This is a genomic window from Kitasatospora sp. NPDC042419 (genome assembly GCF_056437345.1).
This window is the reverse complement of sequence record NZ_JBWKAW010000014.1, coordinates 132,437-150,423: the sequence shown is the minus strand read 5'-3', so window position 1 is coordinate 150,423 and position 17,987 is coordinate 132,437. Positions and strand designations below refer to the sequence as shown.

At 74.7% G+C, this 17,987-nt stretch carries 14 protein-coding genes; 6 read left to right on the top strand and 8 right to left on the bottom strand.

Annotated elements, in window-relative coordinates:
• The first annotated feature begins 158 nt into the window (after nt 1–158).
• From AC067J_RS25125 to AC067J_RS25115, 3 genes are all read left to right on the top strand, one after another.
• Nucleotides 159–983: a glycerophosphodiester phosphodiesterase family protein gene (locus AC067J_RS25125; protein WP_478302717.1), complete on the top strand. Its 825-nt coding sequence runs from the start codon at nt 159–161 to the stop codon at nt 981–983.
• A 336-nt stretch (nt 984–1,319) separates the two neighbouring features.
• Complete coding sequence (locus tag AC067J_RS25120) at nt 1,320–1,913, top strand: ATP-binding protein (protein ID WP_478302716.1); 594 nt, start codon at nt 1,320–1,322, stop codon at nt 1,911–1,913.
• Between the two features lie 368 nt (nt 1,914–2,281).
• Complete coding sequence (locus tag AC067J_RS25115) at nt 2,282–3,268, top strand: DUF5926 family protein (RefSeq protein ID WP_478302714.1); 987 nt, start codon at nt 2,282–2,284, stop codon at nt 3,266–3,268.
• 226 nt (nt 3,269–3,494) lie between these two features.
• On the opposite strand, the gene AC067J_RS25110 is transcribed toward AC067J_RS25115, so the two are convergent.
• Complete coding sequence (locus AC067J_RS25110; protein WP_478302713.1) at nt 3,495–4,148, bottom strand: bifunctional DNA primase/polymerase; 654 nt, start codon at nt 4,146–4,148, stop codon at nt 3,495–3,497.
• 792 nt (nt 4,149–4,940) lie between these two features.
• Here AC067J_RS25110 and AC067J_RS25105 point away from each other — a divergent pair.
• Nucleotides 4,941–6,572 (top strand): PP2C family protein-serine/threonine phosphatase, encoded by a 1,632-nt coding sequence (locus tag AC067J_RS25105; protein ID WP_478302711.1) that lies wholly within the window; start codon nt 4,941–4,943, stop codon nt 6,570–6,572.
• Nucleotides 6,573–6,846: 274 nt separating this feature from the next.
• Complete coding sequence (locus AC067J_RS25100) at nt 6,847–8,349, top strand: aminopeptidase P family protein (protein ID WP_478302709.1); 1,503 nt, start codon at nt 6,847–6,849, stop codon at nt 8,347–8,349.
• A 136-nt stretch (nt 8,350–8,485) separates the two neighbouring features.
• On the opposite strand, the gene AC067J_RS25095 is transcribed toward AC067J_RS25100, so the two are convergent.
• Nucleotides 8,486–10,006 carry a hypothetical protein gene (locus AC067J_RS25095; RefSeq protein WP_478302707.1) on the bottom strand — a complete coding sequence of 507 codons (1,521 nt, stop codon included), beginning with the start codon at nt 10,004–10,006 and terminating at the stop codon, nt 8,486–8,488.
• Nucleotides 10,003–10,536: a SigE family RNA polymerase sigma factor gene (locus tag AC067J_RS25090; protein WP_478302862.1), complete on the bottom strand. Its 534-nt coding sequence runs from the start codon at nt 10,534–10,536 to the stop codon at nt 10,003–10,005. The genes AC067J_RS25095 and AC067J_RS25090 overlap by 4 nt, the downstream gene beginning before the upstream one ends.
• A gap of 399 nt (nt 10,537–10,935) precedes the next feature.
• Between AC067J_RS25090 and AC067J_RS25085 the strand changes: the two genes are divergently transcribed.
• Entirely contained in the window at nt 10,936–11,973 is a 1,038-nt protein-coding gene (locus AC067J_RS25085) for a DJ-1/PfpI family protein (protein ID WP_478302705.1), read from the top strand.
• A gap of 99 nt (nt 11,974–12,072) precedes the next feature.
• Here the strand turns inward: AC067J_RS25085 and AC067J_RS25080 are convergent, their stop codons facing one another.
• The 5 genes from AC067J_RS25080 to AC067J_RS25060 all read right to left on the bottom strand — a co-directional run bounded on the left by AC067J_RS25080 (nt 12,073) and on the right by AC067J_RS25060 (nt 17,960).
• On the bottom strand, nt 12,073–12,870 hold the full coding sequence (locus AC067J_RS25080; RefSeq protein WP_478302703.1) for a MerR family transcriptional regulator: 798 nt from the start codon (nt 12,868–12,870) through the stop codon (nt 12,073–12,075).
• 315 nt (nt 12,871–13,185) lie between these two features.
• Nucleotides 13,186–14,355, bottom strand: coding sequence for a hypothetical protein (locus AC067J_RS25075; protein WP_478302860.1), 1,170 nt, complete (start codon nt 14,353–14,355; stop codon nt 13,186–13,188).
• 256 nt (nt 14,356–14,611) lie between these two features.
• Complete coding sequence (locus AC067J_RS25070) at nt 14,612–15,946, bottom strand: LPXTG cell wall anchor domain-containing protein (RefSeq protein ID WP_478302701.1); 1,335 nt, start codon at nt 15,944–15,946, stop codon at nt 14,612–14,614.
• Nucleotides 15,947–16,300: 354 nt separating this feature from the next.
• Complete coding sequence (locus tag AC067J_RS25065) at nt 16,301–16,885, bottom strand: flavodoxin family protein (RefSeq protein ID WP_478302699.1); 585 nt, start codon at nt 16,883–16,885, stop codon at nt 16,301–16,303.
• Nucleotides 16,886–17,075: 190 nt separating this feature from the next.
• A complete protein-coding gene (locus AC067J_RS25060; protein ID WP_478302698.1) occupies nt 17,076–17,960 on the bottom strand; it encodes an NAD(P)-dependent oxidoreductase in 885 nt (294 codons plus the stop codon).
• Nucleotides 17,961–17,987 lie beyond the last annotated feature (27 nt).

Here is a 17,987-nt window from a genome sequence, read left to right as displayed (position 1 = left end):
ACCGCGCGCCGACCCGGGCCCCGTACCCGCGCGCCGACCCGCCCGGGTACGGGGCCGGCCGACCGCCGCGTCCACGACCGTGAGCATGCCCGAAGACGGCCCCGCAGGTTGGGGCCGTCTTCGCTTTCGTGTCACTTCCGCGGCCTATCGTGGACGGTGTGACCAGCCCAGACCTCTCGCCCGCGACGGCGCGCACCGCGCCGACCGTCCAGGTGATCGCCCACCGCGGTTCCTCGCACGCCCTGCCCGAGCACACCCTCGCCGCCTACCGCCGGGCGCTGTCCGAGGGCGCGGACGCGCTCGAGTGCGACGTCCGGGTGACCGCCGACGGGCAGCTCGTCTGCGTGCACGACCGCCGGATCGGCCGGGTGTCGGACGGCCGCGGCACCGTCTCCGCGATGACGCTGGCCGAGCTGGAGGCGCACGACTTCGGCGCCTGGAAGACCGGTCGGCCCAGCGAGGACCCGGAGCTGCGCGGGGTGCTGCGGCTGGAGAGCCTGCTGGAGCTGGTCACCGACTGCGGACGCCCGGTGGACCTCGCGATCGAGACCAAGCACCCGGTCCGGTTCCGCGGCCGGGTGGAGTCCGAGCTGCTGCGGATGCTGGACCGGTTCGGGATCGGCGGCACCGGGGAGGGCGGGCGCGCCCGGGCCCGGATCATGAGCTTCTCCTCGCTGGCCCTGGCCCGGGTGGGCGCCGCCGCGCCGGAGTACCCCCGGGTGTTCCTGTTCGAGCGCGGCCTGGCGCTGCGCGGACGGCTGCGCCCGGGGGCGCCCCTGCCGGGCGGCGCGCGGATCGCGGGCCCCGGCATCGAGCTGGTGCGGGCCCGGCCGGGGCTGGTGACCAGGCTGCGCGAGTTGGGCCACCAGGTGCACGTCTGGACCGTCGACGAGCTGGCCGACGTCGAGCTCTGCCTGGAGCTCGGGGTGTCCGCGATCATCACCAACCGCCCGGCGGAGGTGCTGGCCCAGCTCGGCCGGTGACGGTCCGGCCCGTCTGCGGAATACCGATCCGGCCGGGCGGCGCCGGTACGGAACCGTGCGGTGAACCGTTCAACCACCTGGACCCGTTGATCGTCTTGGTAGGGACTCAAACCTTCCGACGCCGATTTCTGACGCAATTACGGCACTTTCACGACGCAGGGTGAGCATCGAATCACCTGTCGAGCACCGTCTGTCGACCGGCTTGAAATGTCCGTGCGGGATCGCCGTCCGGTCGTTTCCGACGTATTGCCAAGGGGCATCCATCCCTCGGCATACGCTGAAGGAGGTCCGGGGGTGGCGTTGATGGTGGCGCGTGAAGTGCCGACTTCATCGACCATGGCAGTGCCGCACGGCCCAGCGAGCGTCGGGGCCGCGCGGCGCCGACTGCGTCGAGATCTGGGTGACCGGCAGATACCGGAACCGGTCATCGATGATGCTGTTCTGATCCTTTCCGAACTGCTGAGCAACGCGTGTCGTTACGCGCGACCGCTCGGCCCGCTGCCCGCCCTCGGGCGCGGCGCCCGGGCCGAGGTCGTGGAGCCGCTGCTGGTCGGCGTACCGTCCCGGACGGCCGGGGCCGGCGAGGACCGTGCCGCCGTTCCGGGCGGCGGCAGCGGCAACGGCGGCGGCACCGGCCGAAGCGGCTCGGACGGCAGCGGTGACGACGAGAGCGGCGGCGTCCTGGTCCGCTGGCAGATGCACGCCGACGGCGTGCTCACCCTGGAGGTGACCGACGGCGGGGCACAGACCCGGCCTTCGCCGGCCAGCCCGTCGCTGACCTCGCACGGCGGTCGCGGACTGGGCATCGTGGACCAGCTGGCCAGTGACTGGGGCGTGCGCGACGCGCCCGGCGAGGTGACGGTGTGGGCGGCGCTGCCCGCCCGGGCCCGCCACGCCAGACGGACCGGCGGCGAACCCCGCAGCGCCTGAGCACCGCATCGCCTGAGCACCGCAGCAGCACGCGCCACGCCGCACGGCCGTCCGGCCGTCCGGGCGCCACGGACCGAGCACCGCACGGCCGTCCGGGCGCCGCACACCGTTCCGGCCACCGGGCACCGGCACCGCCGCCCGGCACCGAAGCGCCCGGGCCGCCCGGCCGACCCGTCGCCGGACCGCCCGACCGCCGGACACCGTCCGCCCGAGCCCGCCGCACCCCACCGCACCTCGCCGCACCCCGCCGGGCCTGCGGCGGTGCCGCCCGGACCAGCGCCCCCGCGCCCCGGCGTGCGCCCACGCGCCCGGAGAACGTCAGTAGGCTGCCCGGAGCACAACACCACCGTCCCCGGGAGAGCCGCACCATGGGCAAGAAGGCCGCCAAGAAGGCGCCGCAGCGCAGCCAGTCCACCACCGCCGTCACGGGTGAGATCCCCGTGGTCGGGGCCCGCGAGAACTGCCCCTGCGGTTCGGGCCGCCGGTACAAGGCCTGTCACGGCCGGGAGGCCTCGCACGCGGTGCAGGAGCTGGTGCACCGCCCGTTCGAGGGCCTGTCGGGCGAAGCCGACTGGGTGGCGCTGCGCGAGCTGGTGCCGGCCGCGACCGTCCCGCTGACGCTGGCCGCCGGTGTGGCCGCCACCGCCGTGGGCGAGGTGCCGTCGGTGACGCTGGCGACCGTCCTGCCGCTGGCCTGGCCGGCGCTGCGCCGCCAGGACGGCTCGATCCTGCTGGGCCTGCAGACCCAGTCGGCCTCCGGCGACCTGAGCCGCGACCTGGCCGACGCGCTGGAGCTGGCGCTCGCCGCCGAGCCGGGCACCCCCGTGCCGGCCCGCCGGACCGTCCCGGGCGGCCGACGGCTGCAGGACCTGCTCGACGCGGACGCCCCCTTCGAGCCGGCCGTGCACACCGGCTTCGAGTTCTGGCTGGAGGACGCCGAGACCGCCACCGGCGAGGTGGCAGCCTCGCTGGAGCGCGCCAACGCCTCGGCCATCCCGACCGAGAAGCTCACCGGCGTCGACTCCGCCTACTGGTGCGGCACCCCGGACAAGAACCACCTGCGCTGGGTGATGACCGTGCCGGAGGAGCAGCTGCTGGACGCGCTGGCCCGGCTGACCGCCGCCGAGCGGTCCTCGCTCGGTCAGGACACCCGCCTGGTCGGCTCGTTCCGCGCGCACGGCCTGACCGTTCCGGTCTGGGACCTGCCGCTGTCGATGACCGCGGCCGACTGCGAGAAGCCGGCCGCCGAGTTCGCCGAGCGGCTCGCCGAGACGCTCGCCGACCCGGCGCCGCTGACCGCCGAGGAGCGGCGCGCCCGGGCGAACCTGGTGAACCGTCAGGTCACTTTGAACTAAAGGTGTACAGGAGGCGGACAGGCCACGCGGAGATCCACGTGATACGCGTCACATTGTCCGCCGTGACCCGCAATTTCCGGGCTGCGAGGGCGTCTTGGAAATTGGCGCGGGCGCAGATCCTTGTTACTGTCTAAAGAGTCCGGTCGCTGGTGCATCCCCCGTCGCCAGCGGCCGGATCTTTTGTTTTTCCGGCCGGCCCACCCCGGAACGAGTGGACCGTGCCCGATCAGTACGTGGACCGACCGCTGTCCAGCTGGACCGCAGCCTCCACCAACTCGCCCAGCAGCGGCCCGACCTGGGGCAGCCAGATGCCACCGTCCGCTCCCTGACGAGGCGGCAGCACCCACCGCACCCGGTCGCCCGTACCGCCGCCGGGCGGCAGCGGCAGGAAGCCCCCGCTCCCGTGGTAGCGCAACGAGCCGGGAACCCAAGGGAGTTGGGCCAGCATCTCGCCGAGCGCGTCGAGCGAGTAGGGGACGACCAGCATCGCGTACCGGCCCGGCATCGCCATCACCGGTCCGAGCGGCAGCCGGAGCGCGGCGAGATAGGCGAGCGCACGGGCCCCGGCCGCCGCCGGCAGGCTGACCGCCGAGACCGTCCGGCCGGTGGCGACCAGCAGCGGGGCGTCCGGGAAGCGCCGCTCCCACCACCAACGCACCATCCGGGCATCGGTGGTGGCCGCGAGCAGCGGCGGGTCGTGCGGGTGGGCGCCGGGCACGGGGCAGTCCGGATCACCGCAGGAGCACTGTCCGCCGACGACCGACGTGCCGGGGACGACGGGCCAGCGGTGCTCGGTGGCGGCCGTCAGGGCCGCGGCCAGCCTGGCCGCCCGGGCCGCCGACCGGCTCCCCGGGTTGTCGCGCATGGGGTTGTCGCGCATTGGCACCCGTTCCTTTCCGTGACCGCTCGGTTGGCTCCGGACCGCGGGCTCCGGACCGGCCCGCCGGCGCGCGTCCGGGAACGCCCGCACCGGCCCGGAACCGGGCGGCGGGCAGGGCGAACGGCAGGGTGAACGGCGGTGCGGGCGTGGAGCACGCAGTGGAGCAGGATGTGAAAGGGCCGCGGAATAGAACAGCCCTTGGAACGAGAATCCCGTATGCGACCGGATGGACGCCGCCCGGGCGCGGTTGGTTCCACCGTACGAGTGAGTCACTTCCGGCCGACCCGGCCAGCGGACGGCGAAAGCATACGATCCGGACGGCCGCCGGAGCCGTCCTCACGGTTCTGCCCGCTCCCTGGCTGCTCCATGCCCGGACGGCGGGGCCGTCGCGCTCGGGCGACGGGCCGGTCACACCCCGTCGCGCCCGTGAGCGAGGAGGCCGGCGCACCGGGAGCGCGACCGGGGAGCGCCCGGGGAGCGCCCGGCCGGCGAGCGGGCCGCGACCGGGGTGGAGACCCGCGAGCGCCCTGAGGCGAACGACCGGCGCGCGCACGAACCGAACACGCCCCCAGGCCGGGCCCGGGAGCACGGCGAACCGGCCACCAGCCTTGTCATGGCTCTGGACATGCCCCGAATGGCCTGTGTAGAAGTGGTGGCATTGCTGTCGATCAATGACGAGTAGTAGCGAATCGAGGCGAAACGCGCCCTTTCGGCCGTGATCGCTCCAAACGGCCGTACATGGGGGTTCCGCATGATCCGCGTGACACGTACCACCGCGTCAGGAGTGGCGGCATGACCGAGTCCCACCCCCCGTCGACCTCCTCCGAGCCCGCCGAGCCCGGCGGCGCGAGCGGGCTCTCCGTGCTCGACCCGCCCGGCTTCACCGGCCCGGTGCCCGGCACCGGGACACCCGGCGGCACCGCGACGCCCGACGGCACCGGCGGCACGTCCGACGGCACCGACGGCACGTCCGACGACCAGGCCGCGACCGGCGACCGGACCGCGGCCGGCGAGCAGGGCACGCCCGGTGAGCCCGGCGCGTCCGGCGAGCCCGGCGCACCGGACGGGCCGGGCTCGGCCGACGGCCCGACCGCACCCCCGTCCGCGGTGCAGGACCGTTTGGCCGGACGGCTGTCCGATTTCACCAGCCTGCACGAGCACACCGAGCTGCTCGCCCGCGCCCGCGGCCTCGACGCCACCCTCGCCGCCGTACTGGCCTCCGGCACCGCACTGCTCGGTGCCCGCCGCGCCCTGCTGGTCACCGCGCTGCCCGGCGGCGGTCCCAGCCAGCCGCTCGGCCTCGGCCTGGACCGCGCCAGCCTCGGCTCGCTGGAGACCGTCCCGCCCGACCAGAGCCTGGTGGCCCGGCTGCTGCGCGAGCACGACCGGCCCTCCCACCTGCAGTCGCACGACCTCGCCCGCGACCCCGCCGTCGGCGCCCGGCTCCGCGAGCTCGCCGCCGGCCTCGGCCTGGGCGGCTGCTACGGCCTGCCGCTCGTCACCGAGGAGGACGGCCCGCTCGCCGCCGTCCTCTGGTTCTACGACGAGCCCGCCGAACCCACCGAGCGCCAGCGCGAGCTGGCCCGCCGGTACTGCGATGTGGCCTCCCCCCTGCTGGCCAAGCAGCTGGACGCGGAGAAGGTCCGGCGCACCACCGAGGCCCTGCGCCGCGGCCTGCTGCCCGACCGCCTCCCCCAGCCCGCCGGCCTCCGGCTGGCCGCCCGGCTGGTCCCGGCCGGGCTGGACCGCTCGTCCGGCAGCGACTGGTACGACGCCATCCCGCTGCCGGACGGCACGGTCGGCCTCACCGTCGGCTCGGTGTCCGGCGACGGGCCGGGCGCCGGCCCGGGCTCCGCCCCCGGTGCGGCCGCCGCGATGGGCCGGGTCCGGTCCGCGCTGCGGGCGTACGCGGTGCTGGAGGGCGAGGACCCGGTGTCCGTCCTCGGCGACCTCGAACTGCTGCTCAAGACGACCGAGCCGGCCCGCAGCGCCACCGCCGTCTACGCCTGGGTGGAGCCGGAGGAACGCCGGATCACCCTCGCCGGGGCCGGCCACTGCCCGCCGGTGCTGGTCACCCGGCACGGCGCCGAGTTCGTCGAGACCTCGCTCTCCGCGCCGCTCGGCATGCTGTCCTGCTGGGAGGCGCCCGGCGTCGAGCTGACCGCCGAGCGGGGCGACTCGCTGGTGCTCTACACCGAGGGCCTGGCCCGCCGGTTCGGCCCGACCCTGCACGCCGGGCAGGCCAACCTGCGCCGGGCCGCCGCCGACGCACCGCGCGACGTGCGGATCGACCCCGACCGGCTCTGCGCGCACCTGCTGGCGGTCTGCGCAGGACGGGAGGCGAAGGCCCCGGCCGGCCCGGACTCGCCCGCCCCCGGTCCGGCCACCGACGACCTGATGCTGCTGGCCGCCCGCTTCGAGTGACGCCGTCCGTCCGGCCGCCCGGACGGGCAGCTCAGGACCGGCGGCTCCGGACCGGCGGCTCAGGACCGGCGGATCCGGCCGACCCCGCAGAGCCGAGCTGCGCTGCCGAGCTGCAGAGCCGACCCCGCGGAGCCACCCGGCGGCCGGCCCGAACGGCCCCGAACGGCCCCGAACAGTCGAGCGGCCGGGCGTCCGTACCATGGACGCACGGCCGCCCACGTGTGTCGCGATCCGACACGACCGAGGCGGCACCACCCGCAAGGAGGCGACGTACGTGACCGAGGACCGCACCCCCGCGGTGGCCGAGAACCCCGAGGCCGCCGGCGGCGACGAGGAGCCCCAGCAGTCCAAGGGCCGCAAGAACGGCCTCTACTCCGAGGTCTCCGACGAGCTGGCCGCCTCGATGAAGTCCGGCTGGGCCGACACCGAGCTGCACGGCCTGACCCCGGTCGCCCAGGCCCCCTACGCCGCCGAGCGCCGCGCCCGGCTCTCCGCCGCCTACCCCGGCGAGCGCCTGGTGGTCCCCGCCGGCACCCTCAAGGTCCGCGCCAACGACACCGACTACGGCTTCCGCGCCGCCAGCGAGTACGTGCACCTCACCGGCGACCAGACCGAGGACGCCGTGCTGGTCGCCGAGCCCACCGGCGACACCGGGCACGAGTTCGGCCTCTACCTGCTGCCCCGCTCCGACCGCGAGAACGGCGAGTTCTGGCTGGACGGCTACGGCGAGCTGTGGGTCGGCCGCCGGCACAGCCTCACCGAGCAGGAGCAGCTGCTCGGCCTCCCGGCCCGCGACGTCCGCAAGGCCGCCGACGAGCTGGCCGAGCGCGCCAAGGCCGGCGGCGTCCCGACCCGGATCGTCCGCGGCTACGACGCCGGCCTGGAGGCCGCGCTCGCCGAGGTGCTGGACGCCGACCGGGACGCCGAGTTCAAGGAGTTCCTGAGCGGCCTGCGGCTGGTCAAGGACGAGTGGGAGATCGGCGAGCTGCGTGCCGCCTGCGCCGCCACCGTCAACGGCTTCACCGACTGCGTCCGCGAGCTCGGCCAGGCCGTCGCCACCTCCGAGCGCTGGATCGAGGGCACCTTCTGGCGCCGGGCCCGTGTCGAGGGCAACGACGTCGGCTACGGCTCGATCTGCGCGGCCGGCCCGCACGCCACCACCCTGCACTGGGTCCGCAACGACGGCGAGGTCCGCCCCGGCGAGCTGCTGCTGCTCGACGCCGGCGTCGAGACGACCACCCTCTACACCGCCGACGTCACCCGCACGCTGCCGATCGACGGCCGCTTCGACGCGCTGCAGCGGAAGATCTACGACGCGGTCTACGACGCGCAGGAGGCCGGCATCGCGGCCGTGAAGCCCGGCGCCCGCTTCCGCGACTTCCACGACGCCTCGCAGCGCGTGCTCGCCGAGCGCCTGCTCGCCTGGGGCCTGCTGGACGCCTCGGTGTACGACGTCGAGAAGGTCCTGGAGCTGGGCCTGCAGCGCCGCTGGACCCTGCACGGCACCGGCCACATGCTCGGCCTGGACGTCCACGACTGCGCCCACTCCCGCACCGAGGAGCACGTCGACGCGCTGCTCGTGCCGGGCATGGTGCTCACCGTCGAGCCCGGCCTGTACTTCCAGCTGGACGACCTGACCGTCCCCGAGGAGTACCGCGGCATCGGCGTCCGGATCGAGGACGACATCCTGGTCACCGCCGACGGCAACGAGAACCTCTCGGCCGGCCTGCCGCGCCGGGCCGAGGACGTCGAGGCGTGGATGGCCTCGCTCGCCTGAGCCCGCCGCCGGCCGTCCGCCAACCGTCCGCCGTCCGCCGGGCGCCACCGGCCCTTCGGACGCCGTGAACGCGGTGAACGCCGCGGGGCCCGGCCTCCCTCTCCGAGGGGGAGGCCGGGCCCCGTGCGTTCCGGCCCTACTTGACGACCACCCGCACCGGGATGGTGCGGCCGCCCACGACGCTCACCGTCCCCTGCTTGGGCACCACCATCGCCCGGAAGGTCACCGGCATCACCCCCGCGCCGTCCTGGGCCGTCAGCTTCAGCCGGTACTTCAGCGTCACGCTCTGCCCGGGCGCGAGGGCGACGGCCCCGTTGGCCCCGTCCCCGGCGGGTTTGTCGACCCCGATGTCGGACGCCTGCCAGGCGCCGGCGCCGTCCTGCCGCTCCACGGTGCCCCGGACGCCGGTGGCGGCCCCCGCGTACGGCTCGGCGAACACGAGCGGCACCATCGCCGCGTAGTCGGTCTGGCTGGTGTTCCGGTAGGTGACCGTGACCGGCACCGTACTGCCGTCGTTCGGCACCTGCTGGCCCACGCCGACCCCCTCGACGCTCACGCTGACGTCGTTCTGGTGCGGCGACAGCAGCGGTGCCGGGTGCCCGCTGACGTTCAGGGTGTCCAGGATCGACACCAGGGCCGTCTGGTACTCCGCCTTGAGCCCGATGGCCGAGATGAACACCTGGTCCTCGGGCAGGCCCCACAGCTGGGCCGTGAACGACTCCTTGGCGTTGCAGCTGACCTGCCACTGCGACTTCTGGGCGGCCCGCCCGGCCACGATGTCCCTGGTCGTGACAGGCGCGCCCTCCGACATCGAGTCGGCCGCCGTCGGGACGTGCGGGTTCCCCCAGACCGGGCAGTACGGCTGCGCGCCCCAGCCGCCCCGCACCCCGAGGAAGGACATCGCCGGCCAGGTCTGCGCCTCCTCGTCGAACACCGCCAGCTGCACTCCGTACGGGGCGCAGTCCGCGGCGGTCGCCGCCGCCGGCGCGCCCGGGCTCAGGACGCAGAGCCGCATCGAGTTCTCGACCGGCGGCACGACCCGCCAGCCCGCCGGGACCTTGAACTTGACGCCCCGGAAGGTGTACGGCGTCGCCGCCGACTGGGGCGGGGCGCTGCTGCTCGCCGTACCGGTGCCCGACGGGGTGCCGCTCGGAGAGTTCTGCGGCACGGGGCTGCCGAGCGGCGCGCCCGTCGAGCCCTTCGTCCTGTCGTCCTTCGACTCGTCGCCCTTCGACGCGCCGTCCCCGCCCTCGCCCTCCTCCGGCGCGTCGGCCGACGGCGAGGGCTCCGCGAGCGGAGTGTCCGCCGGGCTCGGCGCGGGGCTCGGTTCACCGGTCGGCGTCGGGACCGGGGTCGGGTCCGCCGTGGCGGACAGGGTGGCGGCCGGGCCGGGGTCCTGCTGCCTGGCGACCGTGTCGCCCCGGAAGCCGAGCACACCGAACGCCAGCGCGGCGGCCAGACCGAAGAGCGGCACGGCGGCGACGTACACCGGCCGCAGCCGGCGCACCCGCCGGCTCGGCGGTGCGGCCGGACGGAGGCCGTGCGGGGTGATCTGCGCCGCGCGGGCGCCCATCGCCTCGCGGAGCAGCCGTTCCACCGGGGTCTCGTCCGGCTCGTCGCCGTCGCCGCCGGACCGGCGGGGAAGCCTGTCGGTCATCGAACCTTCTCCAGATGCTTTTCCAGGGCGTCCAGTGCCCGACTGGCAGTGGACTTCACGGCACCCCGGGAGAGCCCCAGGGTCTCGGCTATCTGTGCCTCCGAAAGGTCGGACCAGTAGCGCAGCACCAGCACCTCGCGCTGGCGGGTGGTCAGCTCCTGCAGGGCGACCAGAACCCGGCGGTGCTCGTCGTTGAGCACCGCGTGGTCCTCCGCCGACGGCGCGTCGGCCTCGTGCGGGGGGACGTACTCGCGGGCGGTCCTGCGGCGGCGCAGCATCGACCGGGCGCCGTTGACGACCGAGGTGCGCAGGTACCCGAGAGCGTTGTCCAGATCCTCCAGCTTCTCCCCGTGCCGCTGGTAGAGCTGGGCGAACGCCTCCTGGACCACGTCCTCGGCCAGGTCCTGATGGTCGACCAGCAGTACCGCCATCCGCACCAGCCCCAGCCGGTGCGCGTGGTAGAGGTCGGTCAGGGTCGGGCGTTCCTCCCCGGCGGCCGACCGGCCGCCCCGCAGCAGCCGGAAGCCCATCCGGCGCTGCGTCACTTCCTGCTCCGGGGCCGCACCGACGGGTGCCTCGTCGACCTCCTGCGCGCCGAAAAGCAGCCCCGCCAACCCGGCGAGGGAGAGTCCCCGTCCCCTACCCGGTCCCGCGATCGGCCCGATGGCCATGGACATGTACGTTCTGCTTTCCCCCGGGACGGCTTCCGGCGCGTGCCGGCCCGTCAGGACAGTGATCAAGGTTGTGATCTGCGGGAATACTGTCGTACCGGCTTTTCCGGATCCGTCCGCCCCCGTCCGATAGACGTCCGGCGATCGCCGGGGTTGCAGTGCGGACGAAGGAAATTCGATCTGGCCGGAACGGCTACACTCCCCCGCATCCCGCCAACCGCAGCCCAGCCCAGCCCAGCCCAGCCCCGAGGGGACCCCATGGCCGACCAGCAGACCACCGGGCCGGTGGCCGTCACCATCGGACGGCGGCCGGACCCGGTGCACGACGTCGCCGTGTACGCCTTCGACGGCATGACGCCCTTCGAACTCGGCGTGGTGGTGGAGGTGTTCGGGCTCGCCCGGCCGGAGCTGAGCGGACTGCTCGCCGCCCCCTGGTACGGGCTGAGGGTCTGCGCCGACCGGCCCGGCACACCGCTCCGCTCCGTCGGTGGCTTCTCCCTCACGGCCGAACACGGACTGGACGAACTCTCCGCCGCCGACACCGTGGTGGTGCCCGGCGTGCCCAACGCCTTCAGCGGCGAGGTCTCCCCCGGCCTGGTCGCCGCGCTGCGCACCGCGCACGAACGCGGCGCCCGGATCGTCTCGATCTGCTCCGGCGCCTTCGCGCTCGCCGCCGCCGGCCTGCTGGACGGCCGCGAGGCCACCACCCACTGGCGGTACGCCGAACTGCTCCAGCGGCGCCACCCGGCGGTCCGGGTCAACCCCGACGTGCTCTACGTGGACAGCGGCTCCGTACTGACCAGCGCCGGCAGCGCCGCCGGGATCGACCTCTGCCTGCACCTGGTCCGCCGCGACCACGGCGCCCGGGTGGCCAACAGCGTGGCCCGCCGCTTCGTCGTCCCGCCGCACCGGGACGGCGGCCAGGCCCAGTTCATCGAGGCCGCCGTCCGGCCGGTCGAGGAGGAGGACGACGGGATCGCCCGCTCCATGCAGTGGGCGCTGGACCACCTCGCCTCGCCGCTGACCGTCTCGCTCCTGGCCCGGGCCGCCCGGATGTCCGACCGCTCCTACCTGCGGCACTTCACCGCCCGCAACGGCACCAGCCCGATGCGCTGGGTGATCAGCCAGCGCGTCGCCGCCAGCCTGCCCCTCCTCGAATCGCCGGACGGCACCGTCGAGGAGGTCGCCGCCGCCGTCGGCTTCGAGAGCGCCGCCACCTACCGCCACCACTTCGGCCGGGTGATGCGCACCTCCCCGACCGCCTACCGCCGCTCCTTCGGCCGCGGCGCCGCCTGACCCAGCCCGTCCCCGGGGCGGCGGGGCAGCGGCGGGGTCCGGCGGTCAGGGTGCCAGGTGGTCAGGTGGTCAGGGGGCTACCGTCACTCCGTCACCTGGTCAGGCCTGCCCGCTGGTGCGGCGGGCCGCGTTGGCGAGGATGGCGTCGTGCAGCCACTGGGCGAGGCCCGGGGCGAGCCGCTCGTAGACGGCGGTGAAGCGCGGGTCGGCGACGTACATCTCGGCGAGGCAGCAGTGCATCTCGTGGCCGCACTCGTAGAAGTTGCCGGTGATCTGCTGCCGGTGCTCCTCGGCGAGGTCGGTCGCCGGGCCGCCGTCGGCCGGTTCACCGGCGGTGAAGGCCTCGGCCAGACGGGCGTTCAGCGCGTCGCCCTCCGCCTTGATCCGCTCCCAGTCGGCCTTGCCGTAGCCGCCGGTGCGGCGCTGCGACTCCGCCCAGGCCTCGGAGGAGCCCCAGCGCTGCTCGGCCTCCGTCTCCCACTCCTCCCGGTAGGAGTCGCCGAAGACCTCGAACTTCTCCTCCGGGGTCAGCTGAATGCCCATCTTCTCTGCCTCCATGGCGTGTTCGACGGCCGCGGCCAGTTCCTGGAGGTGGGCGATGCGGTCGGTCAGCAGCCGGTGCTGCCGACGCAGGTGCTCGCTCGGACTCACCGAGTCGTCGTCCAGGACGGCCGCGATCTCCTCAAGGGGGAACCCGAGTTCGCGGTAGAACAGGATCCGCTGCAGCCGGTTGAGGTCGCCCCCGTCGTACCGGCGGTAGCCGGCCCGGGTGCGGCCCCGGGGGGACAGCAGCCCGATCTCGTCGTAGTGGTGCAGGGTGCGGACGGTCACCTTGGCGAGCCTCGCCACCGCGCCGACCGCGTACCCCGCGCCGTCGGCTCCTTCGCCGCCGTTCATCCGGGTTCTCCCTTCGTGCTGACCACGACCCTCCTTCCTCCCGTTGCGTGAGGGTCAAGTCCAGTCTCGCCGCACCGGCCGGTGGACGAGTCTCCGAGCGGACGGGCCGCTCGCCGGTCCGAATTGGAGGGTCCCGCCAATTGCCGGGCCGCACCGCCGGCCGCCAGCATGTGGCGCATGACCACGCCCCCCGCTCGGCCCCTGCACCGTCGGCTGGTCGCGGAGGCGGGCCCGCTGTTCGGCAGCGGACGGCGGGAGGCGGCCGGTTAGACCGGCGGCAGACGGCCGCTCGGACCGGCGCCCGGCAGCGGGCGGTCAGACCGCCGCGGGCTCCCGCACCTGCTGCGGCTGCCGGACGGAGCGCGTTCCCCGCCGCCCCGGCCCCCTCCGCCCCGGCCCCCGGGGCCCGCGCCGCCGCTGGGTGGGCCAGAGCAGCACGTACCCGGCCGACACCACCACGAAGGCCAGCCGGACCAGCCCGCGCGCCGGATCGGACGGGAGCAGCAGCGTGCCCCCGTACAGCGAGACCAGCGCGATCCAGCTCCACCACGGCACCAGCCGCTGCTGGCCCACCGCGTCCCAGAGCAGGGTGCCGAGCAGGATCGACGCGGAGTAGTACGTGTAGACGCTCGGGTCGAGCAGGATCCGGGCGTCCGCCCCCAGCAGGACGACGGCCGGCCAGCGGCCGCGCCGGACCGCCAGACCGCCCAGCGCGAGGCCGAGCGCGAACTGGGCCGGGCGGTCCCACCACGGGGTGGCCGGGTCGGTCACCCCGAACCAGCGCAGCGCGGACGCGGGCTGGTTGGGGATGGTGAACTTGGCGGCGGCCATGGTGTCCAGGTCGCCCAGGTAGAACGGCAGCCAGGCGACGGCCACCAGCCCGGCGAACCAGAGCGCCGTCCGCAGCCAGGCCGGTCGGGGCAGCGCGAGGATCAGCGGCGCGAACGCCAGCGCCCACGGCTTGGAGTCCACCGCCATCGCCAGCCAGACGCCGACCAGCCAGGCCCGGCCCCGGCTCAGCTCGTGCACGGCGAGGGTGGTGAAGAACAGCGCCAGCACGTCGTCCAGGTGCGCGAAGCGGACGGACACCTCGACCCACATCGGGATGAACGCCAGTCCGGCGATCAGCAGCCGCTGCTGGAGCCGGCGGTGGTTGGTGCCGGTGCCCAGGTAGTGCCGGGCCGCGGTGCGGCCGACCAGGACCAGCATCGCCAGGCCCAGCCCGGACATCACCGCCTCGGCCAGCACCTCGCCGGTGTGCGCGGGGAACGGGCTGAAGAGCCGCGCGACGGCCAGGCTGACCGGGCCGATCTGCAGCTCGGGGTGGTGCGCGTAGAGCGAGAGGCCGCCGTCGGGGCGGTCGCTGAAGAGCAGTTCCTCGCCCTGGCGGAAGTAGTGCCAGGAGAAGCCGCCGCTCGGTTCGACCAGGAGGAACCAGAGCACCGTCCAGGCGAGCAGCAGCACGTGGTGTCTGCGGACCGGCAGGCCCGCGATCCGGCCGGTGGCCGCCCCGTAGTCCGTTCCGGCCCGTCCCGACCGCTCCGGACGCCCCGACCGCTCCCGGCGCCCCGCGCCCTGTCCCCGCACCCCGTACCTCGTCCGCCGTTCCGCCCCCTCGGCCCGTCATCCTAGGCGAAACGACGTACACCGCCCGTGCCCCGGGGTGCGGGGCACGGGCGGTGTACGTCGGAGGTCGGGCCCCGGCCGTCGGCGTCGGCCGGGTTCCTCACCGGTGCGGGGCTCAGCCCTGCTGCGCGGAACGGCGGCGGCGGAGCACCACCAGGGTGCCGACACCGGCGGCGAGGACGGCGCCACCCGCGATCGCGATGGCGGTGGTGTTGTCACCGCCACCGGTGGTGGCGAGCGCCTTGTCGGCGTTCTCCGCGTTCGCCTTGGCCTTCGCGACGGCCGCCGGTGTGATCGGCAGCGGCGCGATCGCCGGCACGTTCACCGGGAAGTCGACGGCCGGCCGGTCACCGCTGCCGCCGGCAGCCGGGGACTGGCTCTGCGACACGGAGGCGGTCGGCGCGGAGGCCGACGGAGAGGCCGTCGCGGTGGCGCTCGCACTCGGGGTGGCGGTGGCCGAGGGAGAGGCCGTGGCGGTGGCGGACGGCGAGGCCGTGGCGGTCGTGGTCGGCGTCGCGGTGGCGGACGGCGAACCGGTCGTGGTCGGCGTCGCGGTCGGAGTCGTGGTCGGCGTCGCGGTGGCGGACGGCGAACCGGTGGCGGTCGGCGTCGTGCTCGGAGTCGTGGTCGGCGTCGCGGTGGCGGACGGCGAACCGGTGGCGGTCGGCGTCGTGCTCGGAGTCGCGGTGGCCGACGGCGAACCGGTCGTCGACGGGCTGCCGGTCGGCTTCACGGTCGGCGTGGCGCTGGGCGTGGTCGGCTTCGTCGTCGACGGCGTCGCGGTCGGGCTGGGCTTGCCCCCACCGGGCACGATGGTGAAGCTCGTGACGTCCTCGCAGCTGAAGTCGCCGGGCTCGACGGGCTCCGTGCCTTCGGCCTTCGCCGCGAACACGACCGAGGCCAGGGCGGCCACACCGAGCGGAGCGTCCTTGGTGAGGGAGACGCGGACCGTCAGGGTGACGCTCTTGCCCTTCTTGACGGCGAGCAGCGAGTTCTCGAAGTCGGGGGTGACCCCGTCGACGACCTTGCCGAGCAGGAACAGGACGCTGTTGTCCTCGCTCTCGCCACCGGGTGCGACCACACCGGGCTGCCATGCCTCCGTCTTGTCCAAGCCCTTGGGCAGTTGGTACTCGACCTTGAGGTGCTCAGCGCGCAGGCTGCCCTTGGCGTTCTTGAACTTGAGCAGCGGGTAGAAGACGAAGTCCGTCTTGGTGTCGTTGTCGACCGTGAAGCTGAACTGCTTGGACTCGCCACCCGCGGTGAAGGTGCCCGGTACCCCGTCCAACGACAGGTCGAGCTGGCGGTGGGCGGCCTTGGCGGCCTGCGGCGCGGCGGCCGAGGGCGAGCTCGTGGCGGCGGCGACGGCACCCTGGGCGCCGGTCAGGGCCATCGAGGCGGCCAGTGCGGTGGCGCCGGCGAGGGCGAGACTGCGAGGTATGGCGATGGACAAGGGAGACCTCACGAGAGTGTCCGGGCAGGACCCGGGAGCGCGGGCGGACGCTGCTGTCCGAGCTGCCTTCCCCCCGCGAAGCTGAAAGTCCGACGGAGACTACCGAAGGAACCAGCCACTCGGAAAGGCGGGTGCCGTGTTGTTCCGCAGCCCGTCCGAAATCTGCCGAATTGTTCCAACTCCGCCGCCTGGCAGGGCTTTTACGACCTTCCGTCAGGTGCCCACGAAGTGACCGGTACACGCCCGGGGTGACCGTATCGCATGGCCCCGGTGGCTTGAATCCGATGCCTCCAACGCCTGCGGGGCCCGGACGGTTCCGCCCGTCCGGTCACACCCCCGTTCGCCCCGCCCCCGTCAGCCGGCGTCCGCGAAGAACGACTTGGCCTCGATCAGCGCCTGTTCGTCCCCGAGGACGTCCCCCGGCCGGGTGCCGTTGCCGAGCAGCGCGCCGCCCCAGCGCATGCCCATGTAGTCGGCGGTGAGCCGCAGCGTGCCGATCAGCGGGTCCGCCTTGTCCGGCTCGGTGGCGTAGGCGGTGACGGCCCAGATCGTGCCGCCGGCCATCCGGGCCCGGAACTCCGCGCCGGGGACGCGCAGCCACGCCGACCAGTGGTCGAGGTAGAGCTTGGCGCTGGTCGGCAGGGCGTACCAGTACAGCGGGGCGACGAAGACCAGGTCGGTCGCGGCCGATGTGGCGTCCAGCAGGGTTCGTTCGTGGCCGGTCGGCTGCTCGTACCGGCCGTCGCCGGTGTGCCGGCGGTCCTCGAACGGCGGCAGCGGGTGGTCGGCGAGCCGCAGCCACCGCTGCTCGGCCCCCGCGGGCAGGCTCGCCTCGGCGGCCAGCCGGGCGAGTTGCTCCGAGTTGCCCCCGACCCGCGCACCGGCGTCGAGGAAGAGGAAGGAGCGCGGCGCGGCGGCGTCGGTGCGGTGCTCGGACATTCGGGACCCCCGTGGGACAGCCGGACGACCGGAGGGCCGGGTCCGTTCCGTCACACCCGCCCCACCGGTTCTGACGCCCCACACCAACCCCGGGCGCCGTCGATCTGTTCCGGCGGCGCGGCCGGACCGGTTCGGCCCAGGGCCCGACCGGACCGGGCCGGGCCCCTCCCCGACGGCGCCGGGACCGCCCCTACGCCGGAAGACCGGCCCGGCGGCGGGCGACCGCCGCGACGGCGGCCCAGTCCTTCTCGCCGTCCCCGTGCGCCAGCGCGTCCAGGAAGGCGTCCCGCAGCACGCTGCCGAACGGCAGCGGGACGTGCGCCGCGGCCCCCGCGTCGAGGGCGAGGCCGACGTCCTTGAGTCCCAGCGGCAGCCTGAACCCGGCCGGCTCGTAGCGCCGTTCGGCCACCATCGAGCCGTAGCCGGTGTAGACCGGCCCGGGGAAGAGGGTGCCGGTGAGCATCTCGACCAGGTCGGTCGGCCGGACCCCGTTGGCCTCGGCCAGGCTGCACGCCTCGGCCAGCGACTCGATCGCGCAGGCCAGCAGGAAGTTGGTGCTGATCTTGGCGGCGTTGGCCTGGGCCGGGCGCTCGCCGAAGTGCCAGGTGCGCCGGCCCATCGCGGCCAGCAGCGGCTCGACCGCCGCCAGCGCCCCGGCGTCCCCCGCGGCCAGGATGTCGAGCGCTCCGGCGGCGGCGGCCGGGGGCCGGCCGAGGACGGGCGCGGCGACGTACCCGATGCCGTGCTCGGCGTGCAGGGCTCCGGCGCGCTCCGCGAGCGCCACCGAGACCGTGGCCATGTTGACGTGCACGGTGGCGGCGGCGCCGGCCAGCAGCTCCGGGTCGAGCAGCAGCCGTTCGAAGGCCGTGTCGTCGGCGAGCATCGAGACCACCACCTCGGCGGCGAACGCCTCGGCCGGACCGTCGGCCGCCTGCGCGCCCCGGGCGACCAGTTCGGCCACCGGTCCGGGCGAACGGTTCCAGACCCGGACGGCGTGCCCGGCCTCCAGCAGGTTCGCGGCCATGCCCCGGCCCATCGCGCCGAGTCCCACGAAGCCGACCGTCGTCCCGCCCATCACACGCTCCCGCCGTCGCCCGGTGGA